Raw genomic sequence first — 25,345 nt, 5'->3', positions numbered from 1 at the left:
CCGCCATGCCCACGCAAACCAGCGCCATCACGCTGCAAGTACGCGGCCTAGTAACCAGCAGCACCTGCCGCTACACCCGCCATGGCCTGCCCGTGGTGGAGCTGGAGATCGAAGACCGCGCCACCGGCCAAACCGTGTGCATCACCCACCACTACCCCGACAAGGGCACCGCTAGCTGCGTGGCAGCGCGCTCCTTGGCCAGCCGCATGCAGGGCCAGCAGGCAGACCTGCAGGCCATCAACCCCCGCTTCAAGGCCAAGCGCCTGGAGTGCGATGCCGACCTGATCAACCCACCCCAAACCAGCGCCAAGCGCGCAGACCTCGAATGACCCACCACACCCACGTTATCGGCCTCACAGGCCCCATGGGCAGCGGCAAAGACACCGTGGCCGATCTGCTCACCACCCACTGCGGCGCCCACAAGCTGGCTTTTGCCGATGCCCTGCGCGGTGAGATTGTCGAAGCCTTCTGCATCGAGCACGTGTGCCTCACCCGCCGTGAAACCAAGGAGCATCCCATCAGCGCCCTGGCGCTGGCCCGCTGCCTGGACACCGGCTTTGTGGGCCGCATGCTCATCCAGCACCAGCTCTTCAACGACGGCCAGCTGGACATGGACGCACCCCGCAGCCCGCGCCAGATCATGCAATGGTGGGGCACGGGATACCGCCGTGCCGCCCAGCCTGGCTACTGGGTCAGCAAGGCCGCCCAGCACATCCACTGGCGCCACCAGGCCATGCGCGACCGCCTCATCGTCATCACCGACGTGCGCTTTGAAGACGAAGCCCGCCTTGTCCGCGCACTGGGCGGCCAGATCTGGCAAATCAAGCGCCCTGGCTGCGAGGTGGGCGCCACAGCGCACGTCAGCGAGGTGACTGGCGAGGCCTTCACGCCCAACCTGGTCATCAACAACAGCCACGACATGCGCCACCTGCAGCAGCTCGTGCTGGGCGGCTGGGCGGCAAAGGAATGGGGCGTGCCAGGTGTGCGCGTGGAGGTGCCAGCATGAGCCGCACCCGCCCCACCCGTGGCACCGACAGCATCACGCTGGCCAAGCCCAACGAAACCAGCGTGCACATCCTGCGCCGCAAGCCCGAGCCACTGCGCCAGGCGGGCCTGCAGGCCATCGGCACCACCACCACATCGGCGCACGGCAAGCCGCTGATCAGCCCAGTGCCCAGCCAGGCCGAGCTGCTGGCCCGCCGCAAGAGCGAGCGCCTGGAGGCAGCCACCACCTGCACCCCCGTGCGCAACAGCACCATGCGCGGCGATCCGTACACCTGCCCTGAGCTGCGCACCAACCCCCACCGCCCCGGCAGCGCTGACGCCTTCAGCCTGCCCAGCTTGTCCAGTTTCCCCAACCCCTCCAAACGATAGGAGTGCTTTCCATGTCCCTTTCCACCATCCGCTTTGCCGACCTGCCCGCCATGGGCCAGCCCCTGGAGGGCGGCACCTTCGCAGGCATCACCACCCATGCAGACGGCAAGCATTACGCCGAAGTGCTGCTGCCCGACCAAGGCAGCGACCTCAACCACCCGCAGGCCGTGGCATGGGCAGAAGCCCTGGGCGCAGCGCTGCCCACCCGCCCCATTGCCGCCCTGCTGTTCTCCAACCTCAAGACCCAGCTGCGCCCGAGCTGGCACTGGCTGCAAGAGACCGAAGGCGCCTCCTACGCCTGGCATTGCGACTTCAACGACGGCTACCAGGACGACCTCCGCAAGAGCTGCGAAGGCTCGGCTGTTGCCGTCCGCAGCATTCCCCTGAGTGCTTGAGTCCTTCGGTCCTTTTTCTTTTTGAGTCAACCATGAACACCACCACCAACAACCACATCCAGCTGGCTGCAATCGCCATCGAACTGGCACCAGGCGAACGCTACTCCGGCGCTGTGCTGGACAAAACCGGCCAAGTGCTGCACCACCTCATCCTGCTGCCAACGCGCCCCGATGTGCGCAAGAACTGGGACGACGCCAAGGCCTGGGCCACCAGCGTGGGCGGCGACCTGCCCAGCCCGCAAGAGCAGGCCCTGCTCTTCGCCAACTGCCGCGATGCGCTGCCCAAGACCTGGTGCTGGTCCAACAAGGAGCACGAAGAAGACGCCTCCTACGCCTGGGATTGCTACTTCTACGACGGCGACCAGTACTACGACCGCAAGAGCTACGGAGGCTCGGCTGTTGCCGTCCGCAGATTGATTCCTTAAGTCCTTCAACCCTTTGATTTGAGCCACCCACCATGGCCCTGCACACCCAATTGCCCATCTACCGCACCGGCCTGCAGCTGCTCACGCTGGCCCACCGCGTGCAAGAGCAGATGCCACGCGGCGTCAAGCGCACCGTGGGCGAGAAGATCGCCCAGCACTGCCTTGACATCCTGGAGCTGATGGCGCTTGCCAACGCCTCACGCGAGCACCGTGCGCAACACCTGCGCGAGCTGCTCACCCGCCAGCGCACGGTAGAGGTCTTGCTGCGTGTCAGCTTTGATGCGCGCCACGTCTCGCCCAAGCTCTGGGCGCAGGCTGTGCAGCTGCTGGGCGCTATCGGCGCGCAGGCCGGTGGGTGGCTCAAGTCCGCCAAGAACAGGGCGCCAGTAGTATGACGGTCAAGGCCCTCATGCCCGTGCGCACAGTGAATCTGGTCGCGCCGCTGGGCCACAAGCCCACCGACAGGCACACCACGGATACGGCCGCGCCAGCGCGCGGTGCGTCCGGTGCAGCCGCCTTGCTGATCGGCTCAGGCCTTCGGCAGGGTGGCCTACATAGCGCGACGGTTGCGCCTCCTACGCCTGGAATTGCAACTTCAACAACGGCAACCAGAACAACAACCACAAGAGCTACGAAGGCTCGGCTGTTGCCGTCCGCAGATCCGCACCTGTTCGGCTTGCTGGTGCAGGCCTGGCTCGACTGCCGCCGCCACAAGCGCAACAGCGCCAGCGCGCAGGCCTTCGAGGCCCAGGCCGAGCACAACCTGCTGCAGCTGCACGAAGAACTGGCCAGCGGCACCTGGCAGCCAGGCCGCTCTATCTGCTTTGTCATCACCCGGCCCAAGCCGCGCGAAGTGTGGGCGGCACGGTTTGCAGACCGCATCGTGCACCACCTGCTCTACAACCACATCGCCCCGCGCTTTCATGCCCGCTTCACGGCCGACAGCTGCGCCTGCATCCCCGGCCGTGGCACGGCCTACGGAGCCCGCAGGCTTGAGGCCCAGGTGCGCAGCGCCACAGCCAATTGGAGCCGCCGCGCCTACTACCTCAAGTGCGACCTGGCCAACTTCTTCGTCAGCATCGACAAAGCCGTGCTGCTGGCCCAGCTGCAGCGCCAGGTGCACGAACCCTGGTGGATGTCGCTGGCCGAAGTCATCCTGATGCACGACCCACGCGGCAATGTAGAGGTGCACGGCACCGCCCGCGAACTGGCCCGCGTGCCCGCCTACAAGAGCCTGTTCAACGCACCCGCTGACCACGGCCTGCCTATCGGCAATCTGTCGAGCCAGTTCTTTGCCAACGTGCTGCTGGACGATCTGGACCAGTTCGCCAAGCACCGTCTGCGCGCACCCCACTACGTGCGCTATGTGGATGACTTCATCCTGCTGCACAGCAGCCCGCAATGGCTCAACGCAGCCCATGCAGCCATCTCCGACAAACTGACAGGCCTGCACCTGGCAATGAACCCGCGCAAGACCATCCTGCAGCCCGCAGATCGCGGCATCGACTTCGTGGGCCACGTCATCAAGCCCTGGCGCCGCACCACCCGCCCGCGCACCCTGGCCACCGCCCTGCAGCGCATCGAACAGATGCCGCCAGCCGACACCTACGCCGCAGGCAACAGCTACCTCGGCCTGGTGCGCCAGGCCACCCACAGCCACAAAGAACGCGCCGCCCTCTGCCGCGCCCTGCTCAAGCGCGGGCACGCGGTGGAAGGCCTTCACCTTACCCAAGCATTTCGCACCCACACGAAGGAAGCCCACCATGGCAACTGAAGCACACGACACCGTTACACAGGCTCTGCCCACCCCAGGCGCAGGCCCGCAGATGCGCATGGTGGAGGTAGCCCTCATCGAGGAGAGCCTCACCAACCCGCGCAAGACCTTCGACGGTACCAAGCTGCAAGAGCTGGCAGACAGCATCAAGGCCAGCGGCGTGCACCAGCCCATCCTGCTGCGGCCGCTGCCAGGTAGCCGCCTGGCCGAGACCTTCGGCTTTCGCCGCCAGGGCGCCCCCCTGCCCGCCTACGAACTGGTGGCCGGTGCACGCCGCCTGCGCGCCTGCCGCCTCGCCAAGGTGGCCGAAGTGCCCGCCATGATCCGGGAGCTGACAGATGACCAGGCGCTGGAGATCCAGCTCATCGAAAACCTGCAGCGCGTGGACATGAGCGAGCTGGAGGAGGCCGAGGGCTACCGCGCCCTGATGGAGCACAGCCACCTCACCGTGGAACAGGTGGCCGAAAAGATCGGCAAGGGCGACAGCAAGAGCAAGGGCAAAAGCTACGTGTACGCCCGCCTCAAGCTGCTGGACCTGTCCCCCGAGGCCACCAAGGCATTGCGCGAAGGCTTGATCGACGCCAGCCGCGCCCTGCGCATTGCCCGCATCCCAGACGCCAAGCTGCAGGCCAAAGCGCTGGCCGAAGCATCGCGCAAGAACTACCGGGGCGACCCCGCCATAGGCGTGCGCGAGTTTGAGGGCTGGCTGCAGCAAAACGTCATGCTGCGGCTGGACAGCGCCCCCTTCAACATCACCGCCATCGAGCTGGCGCCCGCAGCTGGTAGCTGCAAGGATTGCCCCAAGCGCACCGGCGCCAACCCCGATCTGTTCGCTGATGTGAACAGCCCAGACCTGTGCACCGACCCCGCCTGCTACCACGGCAAGGAAGCCGCCCACAGCACCGCCCTGCGCGCCCAGGCCGAGGCCAAAGGCATGCGCGTTATCGAAGGCAAGGAAGCCAAGGGCATCGTCAAGCTGCAATCGTGGGACGGCCACGGCAATACGCTTGACGGCTACAGCAGGCTGGACAGCATTCGGCACGATGTCACCCACGAGAAAGACCGCGCAACGCTGCGCGAACTGCTGGGCGACAAAGGCCCGCAGCCCGTGCTCATCGAGCACCCCACCACCAAGGAGCTGATCGAGGCCGTGCCCACCGAAGAGGCCGAGGCAGTGCTGGTGCAGCGCGGCGTGCTCAAGACCACGGTAAAGCAGATCAACCTGGAAGAGCGCATCAGCCAGCTCAAGCAGCAGTCCGCCCACCGCCAAGCCCGCGCCGCCGCCACCGCACTGCAAAGCGCGTTGACCCAAGCCGCCCTTAAATCGCCCCAGCCCGCCAAGGTGCTGGCCGACGCTGAGCTGCTGCGCGAGTGGCTCAAACTCAAGATCAAGGATCTGGACCAGGACGATCTGCACACGGTGTTCTCGCTGGAGACCGTCGAAGACGAAAACTACCAGGACACCGAGGCGCGCGCCACGGCCCGCATTGACCGCGCCACTGACGGAGAGGTGCGCAACCACATGCTGGCCTGGGTGATCACCGAGAACGCCTACCGATACGGTCATGACGACGGCACGCCCCTGGTGACAGCCGCAGCCCGCGCCCTGTGCATTGATGCACACGATGTAGAAGCCCAGGCCGTCGCCCGCGAAAAGGAAGAACTGGCCGAAGCCATTGCCAACCTGCGCGCCGCCGCCAAAGCCCAGGCCAAACCCGTCAAAGCTGCAGCCCCGAAAACCGCTTCTACCCCTAACCCCGCTGCGCAAGCTACTACTACGCGCGCGGGAGACAAGACCAAAGGGGCCAAGGGCAAAAACACCCCCGCTGCGCAAGCCCGCGCTACCGCGCCCAAGACCACGAAGGCCGAGGCTACCGCCCAAATCGCCGCTGCGCTGGCCGAGGCCGAAGGGAGCCAGATCCAGGCGCCTGCGGCGCAAGGCAACGAAGGCGCCCCCGCTCCTGCGGGCGGTGTCGCGGGTGACGCTGCGCCCAGCAACAGCGCCGCGCCGGTAGACCCGTCGGCCGCGTGGCCCAAGCTCAAGGCCTCGCGCACATCCATGGCGACCGACTCCGCCGTTGCGCTCAGTGGCAAGGCCGGTGCAGGCGCAGAGACAGGGGCAACAGTGGAAGGGGGCGAGCTTGCGCCTGATGTCAAAGTGAAGATCCTGCCCAACGCACGCGGCCCAAAACAGGCCCCGCACGTGGGCAAAGTGGGCCACATCGTGCGCAGCATCAATCCGCAGGTGTGGGAGGTATCAATCCCCCGCGAAAAGCGCTCAGTGCCCTGGGTGGTGACCTTCCATGTGACCGAGCTGGAGGTGGCCAATGCCTAACACCGAGCGCTTCCCAATCGAAACCCTGAAGCACTGCTCCGACCGCACGAAAAAGGCTTTGCGGGATTCCAAAGTTAAGGGCTTGATGCATATTGCCGACGCGTCTCGCCTGGATGGTAGGTCACCGGCTGAATTGCTCAGGTACACGGTCCCAGGCATTGGTGATAAAGCCATTTTCGAGTTGTTCGATTCAGTGTTCTGGGCACTGATTGAGCAAGTTGAGTCAACGCCAGCGCTTACAGATCACCAGGACCACGATAGGGCGCTGGCCTTGATCGGAACGATGATTCAAAGCACGAAGGGCGATATCGGCGGCCGAGACCAAGCAAAGCTGTTTGCAGAGATCGCTTTCGACATGATCGATGCAGTGCGCCTTGAAGGGCAAAAGCGTCGGGAGGCACTGCAATGATCAGCAAAGCCCTCAGCATCCGCCAGCCCTGGCCATGGCTCATCACCATGGGCTACAAGCCCGTGGAAAACCGCACGTGGGAGACGCTCTGGCGCGGCCCCGTGGCCATCCATGCCAGCCAAGGCATGACGCGCGACGACTACGACGACTGCGTGGCCTTCCTGCTCAGCCACCCAAGCCTGCGCCACATCGTTGACGCACTGCCCAAGCCCGAGGATCTGCCACGCGGCGGCATCGTAGGCAAGGCCCGCCTGGTGGCGTGCACACGTGCGCACGAATCGCCCTTCTTCACCGGCCCCTTCGGCCACGTCCTGCAGGGCGCCGAGCCCATGCCCTTCCAGCCTTGCAAGGGCGCGCTGGGCTACTTCAAGTTGCCCCAAGGAGTGTTGGTATGACCAGCGGCCGACGAATCGCCAAACGCGCCCAGGCCATGCAGCGCCGCCGCGCAATCTCTCACCGGATCACAACGGGCATGCCCACCTATGTGGCACCAGGCAACGTGCTCATGCTCAACGGGCCCCGCCCTGTGTTCGTGCGCGTGGTGTCTACGCCCACGCCAACCACCATCACGGCCAGCAGACTGGGGGCCCGCCCATGACCCACGGCCGCAAACCCCGCCAGCGCCGCGAAATGCGCCCCCCCTTCGTCACAGCCCTGATGCGTGCCACGAAGCACACGCCCGAAGAGCTGGCCAGCATCATGGTGCCCATGCGCGCCTGCCTCAAGGCCGTGCGCGAAGGCGTGGCCACACAGCTGCAGTTCGAGGTGCTGCAGTCCAGCATGGTCATCGCCGAAGCCATAGAGCACAGCGGCATCGTGCGCGGCCTGTCAGACCACATCGCCAGCGCCCTGCAGGCCTGCAGCGCCATAGAGGCCCGCGCCCTCACCTCAGGTGCATGGCGGCAGACTGCCCTCTACTTCCAGGAACTCGACGCCCTGGCCGCAGCTGTGGATCTGCACGAGTACCAGCTCCAGCAGCTCAGCGCTGGCGAGCTGCACCGCATCGTCCAGCAAACCATGGCCCGCACCAGCAGCAGCGGCGGCAACGTGGTCCGCATCTCAGAAACCGACCTAGCCCTGATGGCCGCATGAAGGATCAACCATGACCACACAAACCGCCCTCACCGCCATCCACTGCGCAGCGCTCAACCTGGTCACCGAGGCCCAGCGCTGCGGCGTGGTGGTCACCATCGACACCACGCCCCGCCAGCCCCTCGCCATGGGCAACTACTGGATGCAAGCAAGCGTGCGCCCTGCACGAACGCCGCCGCCCTCTGCCGACTCCTACGCGGGCGCACTCAGCCGGGAGCTGCTGGGCATAGTCCGTACCGCCCAAAGCCAGTACAAGCGCCTCCTGCAAGCTGCCGAGACTGCCAGCGAACAAGCGCAAACCAAGCGCGACCTGAGCGACAGCCTGGAGGTCATCGAGCACGCGGTGCAGAACTCACTGCTGAGCCTCACAACCCCCGATAGCGTGGGCTACGCCCGCGAACTGCAGGCCCTGCGCAAGAAGGTGGCCACGTATGAGGCGCGGGATGCGCTGGGGCTGATCCCGAAGGCTGCAGAATGATCGGCGACCTTCCACACACATCCATCCAGGGCATTGTGATCAGTGCGGTAGGCCATGAAGGCCTCACAGTGCTGGTCAACGGCAAGCCCGCCCGCCTGGCCATCATTGACGACAACGGCCAGGTGCTGGCCGCTGGCACCGACGTGGCCAAGGAAGCGGAGGCCGTCTCGGTCAACAGCTACCGCAACTTCCTCAAGGGTAAGGGCTTCCTGCGGGTTCTGAGTAAACCCATCGCTTAGCCATGCACTCACCCCGAGCCAGCCCGCCCAGTGCGGGCTTTTTTGTTTGTGCCCGTAGAATCCCGTCCGCACCACCTGGTGGTGCACCGCTAGGGGTGTCCTGTGCTGGCAACAGCACGGGGCTGAGAACACACCCTCTGAACCTGAGCGCCTGCATCGTTTTACTTTGCAGGCCCGAGATCATCCTCGCGCAGGGAAGCACGTCCGCTTTGGCCCAGCCCTGAATGGAAAGACTTTGGGGCGCACTGGCGGGCCGCCCCTGCTCTGTATTGCCACGGAGCCATCCATGTCCTCATCGCCCGCCGCGCCTTCCCACAACGAAGCGCTGGCCCCCGTCTCCCCCGACCGCCGCGTCTTCCAGTGGCATGACCACGCCTCGCTCTGGTTCAGCCTGGGCGTGGGCTTGCTGGTCATGCAGGTGGGTGCGTACCTGATGCCCGCTTTGGGCACCAAAGAAGCCCTCATCGCCATCGTCGCCGGTTCCATCGTGGGCGCGGGCCTGCTGGGCTGGGTGGCCAAGCTCGGTTGCGACAGCGGCCTGGCCAGTGCGGGGCTGATGCACGCCGTGTATGGCCGTACGTTTGCCAGCCTGCCCATCATCCTGAACATCGTGCAGCTGGTGGGCTGGGGCACGTTCGAGCTGGTGGTGATGCGCGATGCCACCGTGGCCATCGGTCAGCAGTCGGGCAGCATGGCCGGTGCGCACTGGCCGGTGCTTGCAACGCTGCTGTGGGGCGGCGTGGTGATGCTGCTCATCAGCGGATCGATGGTGCAGCTGGTGCGCAAGGTGATTGCGCGCGTGGCGCTGCCGCTGGTGGTGCTGTCGCTGCTGTGGCTGTCGTGGCAGTTTTTGTCGCTGGCGCAGGCCCAGGGGTTTGATGCGCTGTGGAACCGCCAGGGCGCGGGCGGCATGGGCGTGTTCCCTGCGCTGGATCTGGTGATCGCCATGCCCATTTCGTGGCTGCCACTGGTGGCCGACTATGCGCGCCACGGCAAGAACGGTGGCTCGGCATTGCGTGGCACCTGGCTGGGCTATGCGCTGGCCAACATGTGGTGCTACTCGCTGGGTGTGCTGGTGGCGCTGACCTTGCCCAGCAAGGATCTGGTGCAGGCGCTGCTGCTGGCCCAGGGCGGGCTGATTGCGCTGTCACTGATCCTGATTGACGAGGTGGATAACGCCTATGGCGACACCTATTCGGGTGCGGTGTCGGCCCACAGCCTGCTGCCGCGCTGGGGCGTGCGCAAGTGGGGCCTGGCCATGGCGGCGGTATGCACAGGCCTTGCGCTGGTCTTGCCCATGCACAGCCTGGAGCCCTTCCTGCTGCTGCTCAGCTCCGTATTTGTGCCGCTGTTTGGGGTGATCCTGGGGCGGCTGGCGTTTGGCACCGATGCACCTGCATTGCTGGCAGCGGCGCGCAAGGTGAATGCGGTGCCCGTGGCGATCTGGCTGGTGGGGATTGCCGTCTACCACCTGGCTCCCAAGGTGCTGCCGGGTGCGGGCTCGGCGCTGCCGGCATTGGCGTTCAGCTTTTTGCTGGCCTGGGCCACACGGCCACGGGGCCGTTGAATAGCTATCGAATTGTGAGCTGCTAGCGCTTACCAGATAAGCGCTAGCGGCCAAAAACTCTTAAATTTCTACAGCACCAACTGCGCCACAGGCGCATAGCCGTGGTTGAGCGGGCCGTGGCCGCAGCCGGTGGTCACATCAGCCCCTGCGGCGATGGCGCCCAGAATGTAGGCACGCGCGCGCTCCACCGCCTGCTGCAAGGGCAGGCCCTGCGCCAGGTGTGCCGCAATGGCCGACGACAGGGTGCAGCCCGTGCCGTGCCCGTTGGGCGTGGCAATGCGTGCAGACTCCAGCCGCTGCCGCACACCGCTGCGGGTGGCCAGAACGTCCACCACCCAGTCTCCAGGCAGGTGGCCGCCCTTGAGCAGCGCCGCACGTGCACCCAGAGCGCACAGTGCCTGCGCGGCTTCGTCCAGCGTTTCCACGCCCTTGATGCTGCGCCCCAGCAGCCAGCCGGCCTCGTCCAGGTTGGGGGTGATCACCTCGGCCAGCGGAAACAGCTCCTGCACCAGCACGCTCACGGTTTCTGAAGCGATGAGCCGGTCGCCACTGGTGGCCACCATCACGGGGTCGAGCACGACGTGCGGCAGCTGGTAGGTGCGGATGGCATCGGCCACCACACGCACCACCTCGGGCGAATGCAGCATGCCGATCTTGACCGCATCCACGCCAATGTCCTGCACCACGGCGTCGATCTGGGCCTTGAGCATCTCTGGTGGAATGCCGTGGATGCCCGTCACGCCGCAGGTGTTCTGCGCCGTGATGGCCGTGATCGCTGTCATGCCGTAGCAGCCCAGGGCGCTGAAGGTCTTGAGGTCGGCCTGGATGCCCGCCCCGCCGCCGCTGTCAGAACCGGCAATGGAAAGCACGCGCACATAGCGGCGCGCTGCGGAGGTCGGTGGGGTCAATGAAGTCATGGCAAAAATTATGGCCTATGCGTTAGCGCAAAAAGAGCGGCCAAGGGTTGTGCTGTAATTGATTTTTTCCGGACGAAACAGGGGTGTCCCTCCGTTCAGAACCTGAACAGGTTCTTCGGTGTGCGACTGAGAAATACCCTGGGGCTCGCACGCAGCGCTGCATGGCACTGCCTGCAACGTGGCCCCGCTACCCGATCCAGGTCATGCTGGCGTGGGGAGTTTCCAAGAGCGGCGCTGCCCCCGTTTTGTCCATGGTTGCCAGCCAACACGGACACACCGACGGACCTATGCCACTTCAACCCTCTTCTTTTGCGATTCTGGGCGCGGGCCTCATGGGCCGCCTGCTTGCGGTGGAGCTGGCCCGCCAGGGTCACCGTGTGGACATCTACGACGCGGGCAGCCCGGCCGCCGAACATTCGGCCGCGACCGTGGCCGCGGCCATGCTGGCGCCGCTGGCCGAATCGGCCATCACCGAGCCCGGCGTGGTGCGCATGGGCCACCACGCCCTCACCCGCTGGCCGCAGCTGCTGGCGGCGTTGGCCGAGCCCGTGTTCTTCCAACAGGCCGGCACGCTCATCGTGTGGCACCGGCAGGACGCGGCCGAAGCCCAGCGGCTCACGCGCCAGCTGGAGGCCAACCAGCACCAGGTGCCAGAGCTGCCCGCCCTGCAAAAGCTGGACGGCGCCGCGCTGGCCCAGGCGGAGCCCACCCTCGCGCAGCGTTTTGCGCAGGGCCTGTACCTGCCCGGCGAAGGCCAGCTCGACAACCGGCAGCTGCTGGCCGCCCTGGTGGTGGAAATGCAGCGGCTGTCGGTGCGCACGCACTGGCACAGCCCCCAGTCGCCCGAGGCCTTTGCACCCGGCGCCCCTGGCCAACCCGACTGGGTGCTGGACTGCCGTGGCTTGGGCGCCAAGGGCCAGTGGAGTGCACTGCGCGGCGTGCGCGGCGAGGTGGTTCGCATCCACGCGCCGGATGTCAGGCTGCAGCGCCCAACGCGGCTGGTGCACCCGCGCTACCCCATCTACATTGCGCCCAAAGAAGACCATCTGTTCGTCATCGGCGCCACCGAAATCGAATCGGACGACCTCTCGCCCGCCAGCGTGCGCTCCACACTGGAGCTGCTCTCCGCCGCCTACGCCGTGCACCCCGGCTTTGCAGAGGGCCGCATCCTGGAATTGGCCACGCAGTGCCGCCCCACGCTGCCCGACAACCTGCCCGCCATCCGCCAGCCGCGCAAGGGCGTGCTGGAAATCAACGGCCTGTACCGCCACGGCTTCATGATCGCGCCCGCGATGCTGGATGTGACGCTGGAAGTGCTGAACGCAGGACAATCGCAGCTTTCGCAACGATTTGACCTCGCGCTGGACCTGGAGCCCGCCCCCCTGCCCCCACCCAGCGCGGCCGCCGCTTTCGCATGAACATTTCCATCAACCAGATCCCGCACGAACTGCCCGAGGGCGCTACCGTGGCCGACGCCGTGGCCGCCATCGCGGCCCGCCCGCCTTTTGCCGTGGCCGTGAACACCACCTTTGTGCCCAACACCCGCTACGCCGCGCAGGCCCTGCAGCCCGGCGACCGCGTGGAAATCATCTCGCCCGTGACGGGGGGCTGATCCGCCGCCTGAAAATTGAAGCCAAATTGGCACCTAGCGCATGATAAATAAGCGCTAGCAGCTATCAAAAGCATAGTAAACACCATGACCACTTCAACGCCCCAAGACCCCCTGGTGCTCTACGGCCAGCAGTTCGCCAGCCGCCTGCTGCTGGGCACCTCGCGCTACCCATCCCCCGCAGTGCTCGAAGCCGCCGTGCTGCGCGCCAAGCCTGCCATGGTCACCGCATCGCTGCGCCGCCAGGGCAGCAACCCGGCCGAAAGCGGCAGCAGCTTCTGGGAGCTGCTGCGCAAGCTCAACGTGCCTGTGCTGCCCAACACGGCAGGCTGCCACAGCGCGCAAGAGGCCATCACCACGGCACAGATGGCGCGCGAGGTGTTCAACACCCCCTGGATCAAACTGGAGCTGATTGGCGACGACTACACGCTGCAGCCCGACACCCTGAACCTGGTGGGCGTGGCCGAACACCTCATCAAGGAAGGCTTTCAGGTGCTGCCCTACTGCACGGAAGACCTGGTGCTGTGTCAGCGCCTCGTGGATGTTGGCTGTCAGGCCGTGATGCCCTGGGCGGCGCCCATCGGCACCGGGCGCGGCCCCGTGAACCCCTATGCACTGCAGATGCTGCGCGAGCGCCTCAACGTGCCCATGCTGGTGGATGCGGGCCTGGGCCTGCCGTCGCATGCCTGCCAGGTGATGGAATGGGGCTATGACGGCGTGCTCCTGAACACCGCCGTGGCCCTGGCGCAAGACCCCGTGGCCATGGCCGGCGCCTTCGCCGATGCTGTGAATGCCGGGCGCGCCGCGCGCCAGGCAGGTGCCATGGCAGCGCAGGATGCGGCCCAGCCCAGTACGCCCGTGCTCGGCACCCCCTTCTGGCACCATGAACAACATGCGTGACGACACCAGCGCCATGGTGCAGGCCATTCTTGCGCACCACGCCGCCACCTTCGCGGGCTTTGGCGCCGAGCCCGCCCCGAAACCCACGCGGCAGGAAGCCGCCTACCTGGCAGCCCTGCAGGCCTGCAGCACGCTGGGCTTTATTGCCCACGACGCGGAGTGCCTGGCCCAGGCCTGGCTGGCACAGAGTCTGCGCACCGGCACCTTCCAGCCTGAGCAATGGCCCGACGCGCCAGAGGATTTTGGCCTGCAACCCGTGCCACGTGCCCAAGCGTTCGCCCCATGCCCTGAGCACCTGGGCCTGTACGCCGTGTTGCCCGACGCCGACTGGGTAGGCCGCATGGCGCGTGCGGGCGTGCCCACCGTGCAGCTTCGCTTCAAGTCGGACAACGCTGCCGCCATTGAACGGGAAGTGCACGCCGCCGTACAGGCCGTGCAGGGCACGGGTGCGCTGCTGTTCATCAACGACCATTGGCGCACGGCCATCCAGGCGGGTGCCTATGGCATTCACCTCGGCCAGGAAGATCTGGATGCCCTGGCCCCCGACGAACTCCAAGCACTGCGCGCTTCGGGCCTGCGCCTGGGTGTCAGCACCCATGGCTACGCAGAAATGGTGCGTGCAGATGCAATAGGCCCCAGCTACATCGCCATGGGCGCCGTATTCCCGACCACCCTCAAGAAGATGGCCACGGCCCCGCAGGGTGTGGGCCGGTTGGGTGTGTATGCGCGCCTGCTGCGCCACTACCCCCAGGTGGCCATTGGCGGCATCGGCGCCGAGCAGTTTGCGCCGGTGCAGGCCACGGGCGTGGGGTCGATTGCGGTGGTGCGGGCCCTTGTCAATGCCCCAGACCCTGAAGCCACCGCCACGCACTTGATGCGCCTGATGGAACAAAACAGCCAGCGCGCGATCCGCTGAAGGGATGATCCATTGGCCTGTCGGCCTGTCGGCCTGTCGGCCTGTCGGCCTGTCGGCCTGTCGGCCTGTCGGCCTGTCGGCCTGTCGGCCTATTTGCGGTCGCCTTTCTTCTGCTCCAGTTCCAGCCGCAGTTCGACCAGGTCGTTGTCCATGCCAAAACCGACGGCCTGACCCGCGGCCGGGGGCGCGGTCACCGGCACGGCCGGCAGATCGCTCAGGGTGAGGTGGGGCGGCTCTGACAGATCAAGGTCGAGGTCCAGATCCAGCGGCGCACCGCGCGTGTCGCCATCCAGTGCGGAGGGCGCTGCGACACCCGATGCCTGAGCTGGCCGCCCTGTAGCGGGAGGCATCCCGTCAAAGTCGAACTCCAGGCTGGCCGCGCGCGAGTCCTGCGGTAATGCCGCCGTTGTCGCAGGCACCTTCGGGGCTGGCGCTTGCTGCACCTGGGTTTCGTCCCGAGGTGCGGCGAGCGGTGTGGTGCGCTTGCGGGGCGCAGGCTCCCCTCGGGCACTTGCGGGCGTGGTCTGCGCAATGGAGAGCAACAGCAGCAGGTCGTCGTAAGCCGCAAGGTCAAAGGGCTCGACCGAACCGACACCGTTCTGCCGGAACAGCAGCTTTTCCAGCAGCTGAAGCACCGACGGAGACGTCCATTCAGCCTCGATGTCAGCGAGCGCATCGGTGTAGTGGTACAGCATGCGGCCCGTGCGGTGGAAGCTGGCAAATTCCGGCACCTGTGCGTTGAACGATTGCATGAACTGCGTACGCAGTTGCGTGAACTCCTCCACCCGGCTCAGCGTGTGGTACAGCCGCAAAAGCTCCAGATACGCCAGCGGCGAAGTGGCACCGCGCTCAGCGATGTGCGTTTTCAGCACTTCGATGGCCTGCTGGTGTTCCCCCACCGAGATAAAAAACTCGGCCTGTTGCTGGATGTCGAAAAGCTCTTCCGGGCTGACGATGTGCAGCGCGGGTTGCTGCGTGACTACAGCAGCAGGTGCTGGCGGGGGAACGGTCGCCTTCAGGGGGACCGGGGCACTGGGCAAAGGGGCCGTGGCCACAAAAGGAGGTACCAGCGGGGCAGCAGCTGAGCCCGGGGAAGGTTCCCGGGCTTCGGCGGACTCATCGGACGGCAGCCAGTGATCGCTGGGGTCGGGGGGCAGGCCCAGCGCAGCCCCATGCTCGACCACGGCATCTCGGCCACCCAGCGCAGCCACCGAATCGCGCCATGCGCGCACCGCCTTTTCGGAGGCGCTGCGCATCCGCCCCCAGGCCCACACAGCGAGCAACAGTGCCAGCAGCAGCAACCCGCCCAGCGCGTAGACCACCGTGGCAGGAAATCTCTCGCTCTCTGCCTGCTCCAGCTGTTGCTGCAATTGCGCTGCGCTGGCCCGGTCGCGGGCGGCCTGCGCCCGCAGGGCAGCAACGTCGGATTCCAGGGCCTTGAGCCGGTCAGCCTCCTGGTTGACATCCTCGGGCTGGGCATTCATCGCTTTCCAGAGCGCTGCCGCCTGGGCACGCTGGGCCGAGGGCTGGTCTGATGGCATGACCAGCAGTTCAGGCGAGGTGCGCAGTGCCAGCGGACGGTCTACCCAGAGGTCGAGTGGCTCGACGACCAAGCGAGCCCGGTCAGCAGGCTTGGGGGCTGTAGGCAGCTTGTTTTTTTCAGCGCTGGCCTGGGGGCGCGCCACCGGGCGCTCTGGGGGCCGGACCGGGGCCGTCCGCGCGGCGGGCTTGGCCACCGACGGGGTGCTGGGTACGGGCTCGGGCCGGTTTTCGGAAGACAAGGGCACGGATGCCAACGGAGAAGGCGCCACAGGCGCAGTGGCAGCCCCTGCAGCGCGCTGCCCTGCTGCACCCTGGGCCGGACGGTGTGCTTCAACCCCACCGGCCGCGAGGGAAGGTAGCCGCGAGACGTCGACCGGCGATGCGGACCGTGCCACCGTGGATGGAAGCTCGGCAAAAAATGTGTAGGTGCGCGTGACCTTGCCTGTGCACCCCGCCGACAAGGTGACCATCAATACCGGTTCGTCCACCGCGATGGCGGCCTGCACCCGCACGGCCGGGGACCGCCCCCGCATGTCGGGCAATGGCACTACCCGCACCTTGGCATCACCAATCACCGTATCGCCGGCCACCAGCTTGGCCGTCACGCAGGAAGAGGCCAGATCGGTGCCTGGGTCGGGCTGGATATCGAAGGAAAGATCTACCGGGGCACCCAACACCACCACGCCCCTGCTGCCGCCCAAGGACAGTGCCGAGGCGCCTGCAGCGACCGCCCACAGACTGGTCCCCAAAATGGCGTTACGGATTTTCACAATATGTTCTGTTTTTGGTGCAACCCATTCTTGCACATAAGTCCCGCGCAACGCCAGAGCCATAATGGCGCTATGAAAATTCAGTTTCCCAACATCGCTATCGTGGGCACCGGCGCCATGGGTCGGGGCATTGCACAAATCGCCGCACAGGCTGGCAGCCAGGTTTTTCTGCTTGATGCCAACCCCGGCGCCGCCGATGCGGCCAAGGCGGCGCTCCAGGAGCAATGGAACAAACTGGTGGCCAAGGGTCGCATCGATGCCGCGCAGGCCGGTGACCTGACCGCGCGGCTGCACCCCGTCAAGGTCGTGGCCGACCTGGCAGGCTGCGACCTGGTGGTAGAAGCCATCGTGGAGCGGCTGGATGTGAAAAAGACGCTGTTCGCCGAACTGGAAGCCGTGGTGCGCCCGGATGCGGTGCTGGCCACCAATACCTCATCCCTCTCGGTCACCGCCATCGGCGCGGGCCTGCAGCGGCCCGAGCGCCTGGCAGGTTTCCACTTCTTCAACCCCGTGCCGCTCATGAAGGTGGTGGAAGTGATTGCCGGGCTAAAGACGGATGCAGCCGTGTGCACCGCCCTGGCCACGTATGCGAGGGAAATGGGACACACCCCCGTTCAGGCACAAGACACCCCCGGCTTCATCGTGAACCACGCCGGGCGCGGCTTTGGCACAGAGGCCCTGCGCATCGTGGGCGAAGGCGTGGCCGACTTCGCCACCATCGACCGCATCCTGCGCGACCAGGTCGGCTTCAAGCTCGGCCCCTTTGAATTGATGGACCTGACGGCGCTGGACGTCTCCCACCCGGTGATGGAATCCATCTACCGCCAGTACTACGACGAGCCGCGCTTTCGCCCCAGTGTGATCACCGCGCAGCGCCTGGCAGGCGGCGTGGTGGGCAAGAAGGTGGGCGAAGGCTTTTACCGCTACGTGGACGGCGTGGCGCAGATACCGGCAGAGGCGCCGCCGCCCGTGGTGGCAGAGATTCCCCCCGTGTGGGTCTCGCCCCGTGCCGCGCGCCGCGCGGAGCTGTACCAGCTGCTCAAGGACCTGGGCGCCACCATCGAAACCGGCCAGTCGCCCTCGCCCCAGGCCATCACGCTGGTCGCGCCGCTGGGGTTTGACATCACCACCGTGGCGGTCGTGGAGCGCCTGGACCCGGCGCGCACCATCGGCATCGACATGCTGATCGACGACGCCGCTACCAAGCGCCGCGTGTTGGCCACCAACCCCGCCACCCGCGTGGACATCCGCAACGCAGCGCATGCGCTGTTTGCCCGCGACGGCAAGGCCGTGAGCGTGATCCGCGACAGCGGCGGCTTTGTCACGCAGCGTGTGGTGGCTACCATCGTCAACATCGCCAGCGACATCTGCCAGCAAGGCATCTGCTCCCCCAAGGATCTGGAAACCGCTGTGACACTGGGCCTGGGTTACCCCCTGGGCCCCCTGGCCATGGGCGACCGCTGGGGGCCGACCAACATCCTGGAAGTGCTGTTCAACATGCAAACGGTCTATGGCGACACCCGCTACCGCCCCAGCCCCTGGCTGCGCAGGCGCGGCGCCATCGGCCTGAGCCTGACCCACGTCGAAGAAGCCTGATCGCGCGAACAGAGCAAGAGCCGCTCCCCAACCAAGGCCACCATGCCCGCAGAACTCCAGAGCACCAGCCAGGGCCAGACCCTGATCCTGACCCTTCGCAACCCTGAGCGGCGCAACGCCATCGACCCGGTGATGTACGCAGCGGGCGTGGAGGCGCTGGGTGTGGCCGAAAGCAGCCCTGACATTCGCAGCGTGGTCATCACGGGGGCCGATGGCATGTTCTGCTCGGGCGGCAACCTGCAGCGCCTGCTGGCCAACCGCCAGGAAGCCCCCGAGGTACAGGCACAGAGCATTGAAGGCCTGCACAACTGGATCGAGACCATCCGCACCTACCCCAAGCCTGTGATTGCAGCCGTGGAAGGCGCGGCGGCCGGTGCGGGCTTTTCATTGGCATTGGCCTGCGACTTCATCGTGGCGGCCCGCAACGCCGTGTTTGTGATGGCCTACAGCAATGTGGCCCTGTCGCCCGATGGCGGCGCCAGCTGGAGCCTGTCGCACGCCCTGCCCCGCCAGGTGGCAACCGAGATCCTCATGTGTGGTGACCGCATCAGCGCAGAACGCCTGCACGCTCTCGGGGTGGTCAACCGCATTGCAGAAACCGGCAGCGCGCTGGAGACCGCCCTGGCACTGGCCGAGCAGCTCAACGCGCGCGCACCCAATGCCCTCGCGAGCATCAAGGAGCTGCTCAACGAAGCGCCCCATGCCCAGCTCACACACCACCTCGCCCATGAGCGCGACCATTTCGTGAAGAACCTGCACCATGCGAACGGCGGGGCCGGTATTTCTGCCTTCCTAGAGAAACGCGTGCCCCGCTACGAATAGCACCTGCACACACCCACCCGACCGCCCCCGGCCCGCTGCACTCCAGCGCCCGGGGGTTTTCTTTTTGGTGGCCACCGTGCAGACACGCAGGTGACAACCCTGACGCAGCACGAAGGTCCCTGACGCGACAATGGGTCTGTTTCTAGTCACCCAAAAGACAGGCCATGGACGACCCGATTCTTACTATCGAAGAACGTGAAGCGATCAACTCAGGTCGCTGGTTTTCATCTCTCTCACCTTCTCTACGCCACGACATCCTCAGATGTGCATACGTCAAACGCTTCAAGGACGGCGGCCTCATTGCCGCACGCGGAGATCCGCCCGAGGAGTGGATTGCCTGCGCGCGCGGTGCGGTGCGGGTGAGCTCGACCTCCATCTCGGGCAAGCAGATCACGCTGACCTATGTGGAGCCGGGCATCTGGTTCGGCGACGTGGCGATCTTCGACGGGGACCGGCGCACACACGACGCCTACGCGCATGGCGACACCACGATCCTGTGTGTGGCCAAGGCCGATTTCCGCAAGATTCTGGCGGTGCACACCGAGCTGTACGAAGCCATGCTGCGACTGCATGCGCGGCGCATTCGCCAGCTGTTCGGGCTGGTGGAAGACCTCAACACCCTGCCCTTGCGCTCGCGCCTGGCCAAGCAGCTTGTGCATCTGGTGCGCAGCTACGGCGTGCCCAGCCTGTCGGACGGCAGCGAGATGCGCATCAGCCTGCAACTGGCGCAGGAAGAACTGGCGCAGCTCTTGGGCGCATCGCGCCAACGCGTGAACCAGGAACTCAAGGCCATGGAGCGCGAGGACGCCATTCGCATCGAGCCGGGCGGACTGGTGGTGCGTGACCGCGAAGCCCTGATGCGCATTGCTGAAACCGACAACTGACTCGTTGACTGACCGAACCTCTCCCCCATTCCTCCATGAGCAACTTTGACCATTTCGTCGGCACCCGTCCTGTTTCCGATCAGCACGCCTTTGATACCGAAGCGCTGACCGCGTGGCTTGCACGGAACATGGAAGGCTTCGTAGGCCCCCTGACCGTGGAAATGTTCAAAGGGGGGCAGTCCAACCCCACCTACAAGCTCATAACGCCCGGTGCCAGCTACGTGATGCGGGCCAAGCCTGGCCCCGTGGCCAAACTGCTGCCTTCTGCCCACGCCATCGAGCGAGAGTTTGCGGTGATGAGCGGCCTGTATGGCACCGACGTTCCCGTGCCCCGCATGTTTGTGCTGTGCGAGGACGAATCCGTCATCGGCCGCGCCTTCTACGTGATGGAGTGCATGCAGGGCCGCGTGCTGTGGGATCAATCTCTGCCCGACATGACGCCAGCCGAGCGCGGCGACATCTACAACGAGATGAACCGCGTGATTGCCGCACTGCACACGGTGAAATTTGCAGACCGGGGCCTGGCCAGCTATGGCAAGCCCGGCAACTACTTTGACCGCCAGATCGGCCGTTGGAGCAAGCAATACGTGGCGTCTATCACGCAGCCCATCGAAGAGATGGACCACCTCATGGAGTGGTTGCCCGCCAACATGCCCGCCAGCGCGCGGGACGAGGGCCATGTGTCCATCGTGCACGGCGACTACCGCCTGGACAACCTGATGTTCCATCCCACCGAGCCGCGCGTGATTGCCGTGCTCGACTGGGAGTTGTCCACGCTGGGCCATCCGCTGGCGGACTTCAGCTACCACTGCATGAGCTGGCACATCCCCGCCTCGCTCGGGCGCGGCATCGCAGGGCTGGACCTGGCCGCGCTGGGCATCCCCGACGAAGACACCTATATCCGCCTGTACTGCGAGCGCACCGGCATCACAACGCCCGAGGCACTGCGTGCCGACTGGAACTTCTACCTCGCCTACAACATGTTCCGCATCGCGGCCATCCTGCAAGGCATTGCCAAGCGGGTGGAGGCTGGCACGGCCTCCAGCGCGCAGGCCAAGGCATCGGGCGACACCGCGCGGCCCATGGCCCAACTGGCCTGGTCGTTTGCCCAGCGCGGCTAAACACACGACGCAAGTACAAGCGCCGCCCCTCGATTACCAACGGAGAAGAAACCCATGGACTTTGACTACTCGCCCAAAACCAAGGAACTGCAGGCCAAGCTGCTCCAGTTCATGGATGACCACATCTATCCGAACGAGTCTGCCTACAAAGACGAACTGGCCGCCAACACAGCCGCAGGCAAGCGCTGGAGCGCGCTGAACACCATCGAGAACCTCAAGCCCAAGGCGCAGGCTGCCGGGTTGTGGAACCTGTTTCTGCCGGTCGATAGCGCCGCCGCCTCGGGCTACGAAGGCGCGGGCCTGACCAACCAGGAATACGCACCGCTGGCCGAAATCATGGGCCGCGTGCCATGGGCCAGCGAGGTGTTCAACTGCTCGGCACCCGACACCGGCAACATGGAAACCATTGCCCGCTACGGCGACGATGCCAACAAGGCCCGCTGGCTCAAGCCGCTGCTCGACGGCAAGATCCGCTCGGCCTTTGCGATGACGGAGCCCGACGTGGCATCGAGCGACGCCACCAACATCGAGACACGCATCGAGCGCCAGGGCGACGAGTACGTGATCAATGGCCGCAAATGGTGGATCTCCGGCGCGGCCGACCCGCGCTGCGCGGTGTTCATCACCATGGGCAAGACAGACCCCGACGCACCCCGCCATTCGCAGCAGAGCATGGTGCTGGTACCCGCCGATGCCAAGGGCATCACCATCGTCCGCCCGCTGAACGTGCTGGGCTATGACGATGCGCCCCACGGCCACGTCGAGATGACGTTCGAGAACGTGCGCGTGCCCGTCTCCAACATCCTGCTGGGGGAAGGCCGTGGCTTCGAGATCGCTCAAGGCCGCCTCGGCCCCGGGCGCATCCACCACTGCATGCGCCTGATCGGCCTGGCCGAGCGCGCGCTGGAGCTGATGTGCAAGCGTGCTTCGTCGCGCGTGGCGTTTGGCAAAACCGTGGCCCAGCAGACCGTGACACAAGAGCGCATTGCCGAAGCGCGTTGCAAGATCGACATGGCGCGCTTGCTCACGCTCAAGGCCGCCTGGCTGATGGATGTGGCTGGCAACAAGGTCGCCAAGACCGAGATCGCCATGATCAAGGTCGTGGCACCCAGCATGGCCTGCCAGGTGATTGACTGGGCCATGCAGGTGCATGGCGGCGGCGGCATGAGCGATGACTTCCCGCTGGCCTATGCCTACGCCGGTGCACGCACGCTGCGCTTTGCAGACGGCCCGGACGAGGTGCATCGCAACGCCATTGCCAAGTGGGAGCTGGGCAAGTACGGCACCTACGGCCGTGATGCGGCCGTGCCCGTCACCCGTGGAAGCTGACTGGAAATCACCCCAGAGGCCCCTTGGGCCTTTCCCCCTCCTCTCTCGCACTACGCGCGGGAGGGAACCGCACCCAACGCGGCTGGGCGACCCTTGCGCAGGGCATTGGCTTGCAGCGTGCCAGCGTCATAGCCTGCGGGAACATATTGCAGAACACACAACGGGGCCACAGGCTCCGTTGTGCGTTTTCTTTGGCGCAGGCGCTGGCTGGAACGCTACCGGGTGATGTTGGGCACGTCGTCCGGCCCCGCCACCGACATGGGCGGCAGGTTCTGCAGGGCCGCCTGCCCGGCCACCAGCAGCAGTTGCTTGGCATGCGCTATCTCGGCCAGGCTGCGCTGCGTGTGTTCCATGCGCAGGTAGACCTTGCCACGCGCCAGCATCAGCACCATGGGCGATTTCGCCCGTTCGGAGCCCCCTTCCCCCTCCACGGCATTGAGCAGCTGCGAGACCACGGGCGCATGGATCCAGCGCTGGGCCAGCTCAATGCGCTCTGCCACCACCGCGAAATGCTCGCGGAATGACACGGGCAGGCCGGGCCAGGCCATTTCCTCGTACATGGACAACCAGCGCATTTCTTCGGGCAGGCTGCTGCTCACCGCGGTCTGCAGCGTATCGGTGATGGCGGTGTAGGCCGTGCCTTCCAGAATTTCCTGCAAGGGACGGTTGATCACCATCACGGCGGCATCGGGGTCGGCGCCCACGTCGGCGCGCCCGCGCAGCTCCAGGCCCGTCACATAGTCGCGTGTGGGTGCGCCGCATTCCAGCCGCCACGGGTGGCCGTGGATGTCACCGCCCAGATCGAAATGTCCCTCGGTGGAATGTGCAACGATGGCCAGCTGCTGCTTCGCAGCCCAGCGGGCCACGTCCCGGTTGGTGGCAGGCCGGCCCAGGTCCGAACCCGGGGAGCCGGAAGTACCGAATGCTTTGCGGAGGCGGTCAAACATGAGAGGCCGAAGCGCAAGGCTTCGCAAGAGTCGCGGGTACAGGCATTATTGGGCGAAAATTGAAATTCCCCCTGAGTCGCCTGCGGCGCCTTCCCCCTGAGGGGGACGCACCCGGTGGACTGGCCTGGGGCGCGCCAGTTTCGGCAGGTGGGGGCCTGGTACGGCGCTTGGATGAACGATATGCCACTTTTGACTATGAACCGCCGTTTTGCCCTGACCGCCATGGCTGCTGCGGGTGTACTGGGGACCTTGCCTGCGGCCGCAGCGGAATTGCCCAGGGACACCTCGGCCACGGCCCGCCAGCTGGTGCGCTGGGCCACCGAAACCGGCGACCACCAGGGCCTGCCTTTTGCCGTGATCGACAAGCCCGCCGCCTGCATCCATGTGTTCTCGGCCCAGGGGCAGTGGCTGAGCAGTGCTCCGGTGCTGCTGGGCGCAGCGCTGGGCGACCGGTCTGCGCCGGACATTGGGCAGCGGCCACTGTCACAGATCGGCCCGGAGGAGCGCACCACGCCCGCTGGCCGGTTCGTGACAGAACCCGGGCGAAACCTGCGCGGCGACGACATTGTGTGGATCGACTATGAATCCGCCGTCTCGCTGCACCGCGTGCGCAGCGTTCATGCCGCTGAGCGCCGCCAGCAACGCCTGGCAAGCCGGGGCGTGAGCGACAAACGCATCAGCTACGGCTGCGTGAACGCACCCGAGGCGTTCTACAACCAGTTCATCGCGCCTGTGTTCGGCCAGGCACGCGGCGTGGTGTATGTGCTGCCGGACACAGAGCCATTTGCTACTTTTTTTATAGCTGCAAGCTCTTACCCATAAAGCGCTAGGGCCATTTTTTACTTGTTTTTTCGAATCCGGCCTGCCGCCGCGCGGCGTCAGGCGGCCCGGTTCAGACAGGCCGCAGCTGGAACACGGCCCTGCGCCCGCCGACCTCCAGGCCCCGGGCATTGAGGATTCGGCCCGACCGGCGCGGCGCCAGTGCCTCGCGCTGCCGGGCGTCGAGCCAGCCGAGCTGGTCCATGACCTCCACTGCGGCGGCCACCTGCGCCACCATGTTGCCGTCCATGACCTTGAGCGCGAAGGCCTCGCCCCGGCTACGGCTGCCCACCACCTGCACGCCGTCGGCGCCGGTCTTGGATACCCAGTCGCCCTGCCCGGCCCGTATAAAGTCCAGGTCGTGCCGGCCGGTGCCCGAGCCCAGCTCGGGCCGGGCGACCATGGCATCGGCCAGTTCGGTAAGGCTCTGGTCCAGGTCCGTGTCCGGTGCACCACCGGCCAAGCGAGCGTAGCCCCGGGCCAGGCTGGCCAGCGGCATGGCGTAGTTGGGCGCCGAGCAGCCGTCAATGCCCATGGCCAGCTGTTCTGGTGCCAGCCCCACCGCTTGCGCAACGTGGTCGCGAATGGCCACCTGCAGCGGATGCGCTGGGTCGAGGTGATCGTCCAGCGGCAAGCCTTGTTGCACGCAGTGCGCGACGAAGCCCGCGTGTTTGCCGCTGCAGTTGTTGTGGCGTTCGTCTGGCACAAAACCTTGTGGCAGCGAGGCGAGCCCCAGCTCGGCAAACAGCGGCCGGTGGCACCCGCAACGCAGCGCGTGGTAGTCCTTGCCCACGCTGGCCAGCATGCGCTCGGCCTGCGCCACATGCATGGGCTCGCCGTTGTGGCTGGCGCACAGCAGCGCCAGCTCGCCCTGCCCCCAGCCCAGCGCGCGGGCTCCGCCCGACTGCATGAAAGGCAGCGCCTGGAACGCCTTGATGGTGGAGCGGGTGAAAGTGACGGTGTACGGGTCACCCACCTGGGCCGATACCCTGCCGTCGCGGTCGGCCACGGCCACTGCGCCCCAGTGCTGGCACTCGACCAGTCCGCCGCGGTTGACTTCGATCAACGGTACAAAACCCATGGTG

The 25,345-nt window shown here is 66.0% G+C and carries 29 protein-coding genes; 25 read left to right on the top strand and 4 right to left on the bottom strand.

Features of this window, described 5'->3' with window-relative positions:
• The first annotated feature begins 5 nt into the window (after positions 1-5).
• The 15 genes from KW832_RS08885 to KW832_RS08815 all read left to right on the top strand — a co-directional run bounded on the left by KW832_RS08885 (position 6) and on the right by KW832_RS08815 (position 10,088).
• The gene (locus tag KW832_RS08885) at positions 6-329 is read left to right on the top strand and encodes a hypothetical protein (RefSeq protein ID WP_218299584.1); all 324 of its coding nucleotides are present in this window, start codon (positions 6-8) and stop codon (positions 327-329) included.
• The gene (locus KW832_RS08880) at positions 326-1,006 is read left to right on the top strand and encodes a hypothetical protein (protein WP_218299583.1); all 681 of its coding nucleotides are present in this window, start codon (positions 326-328) and stop codon (positions 1,004-1,006) included. The genes KW832_RS08885 and KW832_RS08880 overlap by 4 nt, the downstream gene beginning before the upstream one ends.
• A complete protein-coding gene (locus tag KW832_RS08875) occupies positions 1,003-1,374 on the top strand; it encodes a hypothetical protein (RefSeq protein ID WP_218299582.1) in 372 nt (123 codons plus the stop codon). The genes KW832_RS08880 and KW832_RS08875 overlap by 4 nt, the downstream gene beginning before the upstream one ends.
• 11 nt (positions 1,375-1,385) lie before the next feature.
• Complete coding sequence (locus KW832_RS08870) at positions 1,386-1,769, top strand: hypothetical protein (protein WP_218299581.1); 384 nt, start codon at positions 1,386-1,388, stop codon at positions 1,767-1,769.
• A gap of 32 nt (positions 1,770-1,801) precedes the next feature.
• Positions 1,802-2,194 carry a DUF1566 domain-containing protein gene (locus KW832_RS08865; RefSeq protein ID WP_218299580.1) on the top strand — a complete coding sequence of 131 codons (393 nt, stop codon included), beginning with the start codon at positions 1,802-1,804 and terminating at the stop codon, positions 2,192-2,194.
• 32 nt (positions 2,195-2,226) lie between these two features.
• The gene (locus tag KW832_RS08860; RefSeq protein WP_218299579.1) at positions 2,227-2,589 is read left to right on the top strand and encodes a four helix bundle protein; all 363 of its coding nucleotides are present in this window, start codon (positions 2,227-2,229) and stop codon (positions 2,587-2,589) included.
• 251 nt (positions 2,590-2,840) lie between these two features.
• Positions 2,841-3,968: an RNA-directed DNA polymerase gene (locus KW832_RS08855; protein ID WP_255577585.1), complete on the top strand. Its 1,128-nt coding sequence runs from the start codon at positions 2,841-2,843 to the stop codon at positions 3,966-3,968.
• Positions 3,958-6,303, top strand: coding sequence for a ParB/RepB/Spo0J family partition protein (locus tag KW832_RS08850; RefSeq protein ID WP_218299578.1), 2,346 nt, complete (start codon positions 3,958-3,960; stop codon positions 6,301-6,303). The genes KW832_RS08855 and KW832_RS08850 overlap by 11 nt, the downstream gene beginning before the upstream one ends.
• Positions 6,296-6,712 carry a hypothetical protein gene (locus KW832_RS08845; RefSeq protein ID WP_218299577.1) on the top strand — a complete coding sequence of 139 codons (417 nt, stop codon included), beginning with the start codon at positions 6,296-6,298 and terminating at the stop codon, positions 6,710-6,712. Before KW832_RS08850 ends, KW832_RS08845 begins: the two co-directional genes overlap by 8 nt.
• A complete protein-coding gene (locus KW832_RS08840; protein WP_218299576.1) occupies positions 6,709-7,107 on the top strand; it encodes an ASCH domain-containing protein in 399 nt (132 codons plus the stop codon). Before KW832_RS08845 ends, KW832_RS08840 begins: the two co-directional genes overlap by 4 nt.
• Positions 7,104-7,310 (top strand): hypothetical protein, encoded by a 207-nt coding sequence (locus KW832_RS08835; protein WP_218299575.1) that lies wholly within the window; start codon positions 7,104-7,106, stop codon positions 7,308-7,310. The genes KW832_RS08840 and KW832_RS08835 overlap by 4 nt, the downstream gene beginning before the upstream one ends.
• Positions 7,307-7,804: a hypothetical protein gene (locus KW832_RS08830; RefSeq protein WP_218299574.1), complete on the top strand. Its 498-nt coding sequence runs from the start codon at positions 7,307-7,309 to the stop codon at positions 7,802-7,804. Before KW832_RS08835 ends, KW832_RS08830 begins: the two co-directional genes overlap by 4 nt.
• A 10-nt stretch (positions 7,805-7,814) precedes the next feature.
• Positions 7,815-8,282, top strand: coding sequence for a hypothetical protein (locus KW832_RS08825; RefSeq protein WP_218299573.1), 468 nt, complete (start codon positions 7,815-7,817; stop codon positions 8,280-8,282).
• Positions 8,279-8,521, top strand: coding sequence for a hypothetical protein (locus tag KW832_RS08820; RefSeq protein WP_218299572.1), 243 nt, complete (start codon positions 8,279-8,281; stop codon positions 8,519-8,521). The genes KW832_RS08825 and KW832_RS08820 overlap by 4 nt, the downstream gene beginning before the upstream one ends.
• 286 nt (positions 8,522-8,807) lie before the next feature.
• Positions 8,808-10,088: a cytosine permease gene (locus KW832_RS08815; protein ID WP_218299571.1), complete on the top strand. Its 1,281-nt coding sequence runs from the start codon at positions 8,808-8,810 to the stop codon at positions 10,086-10,088.
• 68 nt (positions 10,089-10,156) lie between these two features.
• Here the strand turns inward: KW832_RS08815 and thiD are convergent, their stop codons facing one another.
• A complete protein-coding gene (gene thiD, locus KW832_RS08810; protein ID WP_218299570.1) occupies positions 10,157-11,005 on the bottom strand; it encodes a bifunctional hydroxymethylpyrimidine kinase/phosphomethylpyrimidine kinase in 849 nt (282 codons plus the stop codon).
• A gap of 287 nt (positions 11,006-11,292) precedes the next feature.
• Between thiD and thiO the strand changes: the two genes are divergently transcribed.
• The 4 genes from thiO to KW832_RS08790 all read left to right on the top strand — a co-directional run bounded on the left by thiO (position 11,293) and on the right by KW832_RS08790 (position 14,430).
• Positions 11,293-12,423, top strand: a complete 1,131-nt coding sequence (gene thiO, locus KW832_RS08805; protein ID WP_218299569.1) for a glycine oxidase ThiO — start codon at positions 11,293-11,295, stop codon at positions 12,421-12,423.
• Complete coding sequence (gene thiS, locus KW832_RS08800; RefSeq protein ID WP_055393858.1) at positions 12,420-12,617, top strand: sulfur carrier protein ThiS; 198 nt, start codon at positions 12,420-12,422, stop codon at positions 12,615-12,617. Before thiO ends, thiS begins: the two co-directional genes overlap by 4 nt.
• Positions 12,618-12,701: 84 nt before the next feature.
• Positions 12,702-13,514 (top strand): thiazole synthase, encoded by an 813-nt coding sequence (locus KW832_RS08795; protein WP_218299568.1) that lies wholly within the window; start codon positions 12,702-12,704, stop codon positions 13,512-13,514.
• The gene (locus KW832_RS08790; RefSeq protein WP_218299775.1) at positions 13,507-14,430 is read left to right on the top strand and encodes a thiamine phosphate synthase; all 924 of its coding nucleotides are present in this window, start codon (positions 13,507-13,509) and stop codon (positions 14,428-14,430) included. Before KW832_RS08795 ends, KW832_RS08790 begins: the two co-directional genes overlap by 8 nt.
• Positions 14,431-14,519: 89 nt before the next feature.
• Here KW832_RS08790 and KW832_RS08785 read toward each other — a convergent pair whose 3' ends face one another.
• Positions 14,520-16,742, bottom strand: coding sequence for a hypothetical protein (locus KW832_RS08785; protein WP_370628656.1), 2,223 nt, complete (start codon positions 16,740-16,742; stop codon positions 14,520-14,522).
• 72 nt (positions 16,743-16,814) lie between these two features.
• On the opposite strand from KW832_RS08785, the gene KW832_RS08780 reads away from it, so the two are divergent.
• From KW832_RS08780 to KW832_RS08760, 5 genes are all read left to right on the top strand, one after another.
• The gene (locus KW832_RS08780) at positions 16,815-18,338 is read left to right on the top strand and encodes a 3-hydroxyacyl-CoA dehydrogenase (RefSeq protein ID WP_121419833.1); all 1,524 of its coding nucleotides are present in this window, start codon (positions 16,815-16,817) and stop codon (positions 18,336-18,338) included.
• 42 nt (positions 18,339-18,380) lie between these two features.
• Positions 18,381-19,160, top strand: a complete 780-nt coding sequence (locus KW832_RS08775; RefSeq protein WP_055393851.1) for an oxepin-CoA hydrolase, alternative type — start codon at positions 18,381-18,383, stop codon at positions 19,158-19,160.
• 164 nt (positions 19,161-19,324) lie between these two features.
• On the top strand, positions 19,325-20,044 hold the full coding sequence (locus KW832_RS08770) for a Crp/Fnr family transcriptional regulator (protein WP_055393849.1): 720 nt from the start codon (positions 19,325-19,327) through the stop codon (positions 20,042-20,044).
• A 35-nt stretch (positions 20,045-20,079) separates the two neighbouring features.
• Positions 20,080-21,165 carry a phosphotransferase gene (locus KW832_RS08765; RefSeq protein WP_218299567.1) on the top strand — a complete coding sequence of 362 codons (1,086 nt, stop codon included), beginning with the start codon at positions 20,080-20,082 and terminating at the stop codon, positions 21,163-21,165.
• A 54-nt stretch (positions 21,166-21,219) separates the two neighbouring features.
• Complete coding sequence (locus KW832_RS08760) at positions 21,220-22,494, top strand: acyl-CoA dehydrogenase family protein (protein ID WP_055393845.1); 1,275 nt, start codon at positions 21,220-21,222, stop codon at positions 22,492-22,494.
• 215 nt (positions 22,495-22,709) lie between these two features.
• On the opposite strand, the gene KW832_RS08755 is transcribed toward KW832_RS08760, so the two are convergent.
• Positions 22,710-23,441, bottom strand: coding sequence for a hypothetical protein (locus tag KW832_RS08755; protein ID WP_055393843.1), 732 nt, complete (start codon positions 23,439-23,441; stop codon positions 22,710-22,712).
• Between the two features lie 195 nt (positions 23,442-23,636).
• Here KW832_RS08755 and KW832_RS08750 point away from each other — a divergent pair, with 195 nt between their 5' ends.
• Positions 23,637-24,263: a hypothetical protein gene (locus KW832_RS08750; protein ID WP_218299773.1), complete on the top strand. Its 627-nt coding sequence runs from the start codon at positions 23,637-23,639 to the stop codon at positions 24,261-24,263.
• Between the two features lie 70 nt (positions 24,264-24,333).
• Here KW832_RS08750 and KW832_RS08745 read toward each other — a convergent pair whose 3' ends face one another.
• On the bottom strand, positions 24,334-25,341 hold the full coding sequence (locus KW832_RS08745) for an asparaginase (protein ID WP_218299566.1): 1,008 nt from the start codon (positions 25,339-25,341) through the stop codon (positions 24,334-24,336).
• Between the last annotated feature and the right edge of the window lie 4 nt (positions 25,342-25,345).

This window comes from Acidovorax sp. sif0632 (assembly GCF_019218805.1).
GTDB lineage: Bacteria > Pseudomonadota > Gammaproteobacteria > Burkholderiales > Burkholderiaceae_C > Acidovorax > Acidovorax facilis.
This window is presented reverse-complemented; position numbering and strand designations above follow the sequence as displayed.

Bases quoted from the DNA above. Each gene is read 5' to 3' on its own strand.
- KW832_RS08835 (WP_218299575.1), top strand. From the start codon at position 7,104: ATGACCAGCGGCCGACGAATCGCCAAACGCGCCCAGGCCATGCAGCGC.
- KW832_RS08795 (WP_218299568.1), top strand. From the start codon at position 12,702: ATGACCACTTCAACGCCCCAAGACCCCCTGGTGCTCTACGGCCAGCAG.
- KW832_RS08745 (WP_218299566.1), bottom strand. From the start codon at position 25,341: ATGGGTTTTGTACCGTTGATCGAAGTCAACCGCGGCGGACTGGTCGAG.
- KW832_RS08750 (WP_218299773.1), top strand. From the start codon at position 23,637: ATGAACCGCCGTTTTGCCCTGACCGCCATGGCTGCTGCGGGTGTACTG.
- thiS (WP_055393858.1), top strand. From the start codon at position 12,420: ATGAACATTTCCATCAACCAGATCCCGCACGAACTGCCCGAGGGCGCT.
- KW832_RS08790 (WP_218299775.1), top strand. From the start codon at position 13,507: ATGCGTGACGACACCAGCGCCATGGTGCAGGCCATTCTTGCGCACCAC.
- KW832_RS08755 (WP_055393843.1), bottom strand. From the start codon at position 23,441: ATGTTTGACCGCCTCCGCAAAGCATTCGGTACTTCCGGCTCCCCGGGT.
- KW832_RS08765 (WP_218299567.1), top strand. From the start codon at position 20,080: ATGAGCAACTTTGACCATTTCGTCGGCACCCGTCCTGTTTCCGATCAG.
- KW832_RS08830 (WP_218299574.1), top strand. From the start codon at position 7,307: ATGACCCACGGCCGCAAACCCCGCCAGCGCCGCGAAATGCGCCCCCCC.
- KW832_RS08815 (WP_218299571.1), top strand. From the start codon at position 8,808: ATGTCCTCATCGCCCGCCGCGCCTTCCCACAACGAAGCGCTGGCCCCC.
- thiD (WP_218299570.1), bottom strand. From the start codon at position 11,005: ATGACTTCATTGACCCCACCGACCTCCGCAGCGCGCCGCTATGTGCGC.
- KW832_RS08775 (WP_055393851.1), top strand. From the start codon at position 18,381: ATGCCCGCAGAACTCCAGAGCACCAGCCAGGGCCAGACCCTGATCCTG.
- KW832_RS08870 (WP_218299581.1), top strand. From the start codon at position 1,386: ATGTCCCTTTCCACCATCCGCTTTGCCGACCTGCCCGCCATGGGCCAG.
- KW832_RS08875 (WP_218299582.1), top strand. From the start codon at position 1,003: ATGAGCCGCACCCGCCCCACCCGTGGCACCGACAGCATCACGCTGGCC.
- KW832_RS08760 (WP_055393845.1), top strand. From the start codon at position 21,220: ATGGACTTTGACTACTCGCCCAAAACCAAGGAACTGCAGGCCAAGCTG.
- KW832_RS08780 (WP_121419833.1), top strand. From the start codon at position 16,815: ATGAAAATTCAGTTTCCCAACATCGCTATCGTGGGCACCGGCGCCATG.
- KW832_RS08865 (WP_218299580.1), top strand. From the start codon at position 1,802: ATGAACACCACCACCAACAACCACATCCAGCTGGCTGCAATCGCCATC.
- KW832_RS08825 (WP_218299573.1), top strand. From the start codon at position 7,815: ATGACCACACAAACCGCCCTCACCGCCATCCACTGCGCAGCGCTCAAC.
- KW832_RS08860 (WP_218299579.1), top strand. From the start codon at position 2,227: ATGGCCCTGCACACCCAATTGCCCATCTACCGCACCGGCCTGCAGCTG.
- KW832_RS08850 (WP_218299578.1), top strand. From the start codon at position 3,958: ATGGCAACTGAAGCACACGACACCGTTACACAGGCTCTGCCCACCCCA.
- KW832_RS08880 (WP_218299583.1), top strand. From the start codon at position 326: ATGACCCACCACACCCACGTTATCGGCCTCACAGGCCCCATGGGCAGC.
- KW832_RS08770 (WP_055393849.1), top strand. From the start codon at position 19,325: ATGGACGACCCGATTCTTACTATCGAAGAACGTGAAGCGATCAACTCA.
- KW832_RS08820 (WP_218299572.1), top strand. From the start codon at position 8,279: ATGATCGGCGACCTTCCACACACATCCATCCAGGGCATTGTGATCAGT.
- KW832_RS08845 (WP_218299577.1), top strand. From the start codon at position 6,296: ATGCCTAACACCGAGCGCTTCCCAATCGAAACCCTGAAGCACTGCTCC.
- KW832_RS08840 (WP_218299576.1), top strand. From the start codon at position 6,709: ATGATCAGCAAAGCCCTCAGCATCCGCCAGCCCTGGCCATGGCTCATC.
- KW832_RS08885 (WP_218299584.1), top strand. From the start codon at position 6: ATGCCCACGCAAACCAGCGCCATCACGCTGCAAGTACGCGGCCTAGTA.
- thiO (WP_218299569.1), top strand. From the start codon at position 11,293: ATGCCACTTCAACCCTCTTCTTTTGCGATTCTGGGCGCGGGCCTCATG.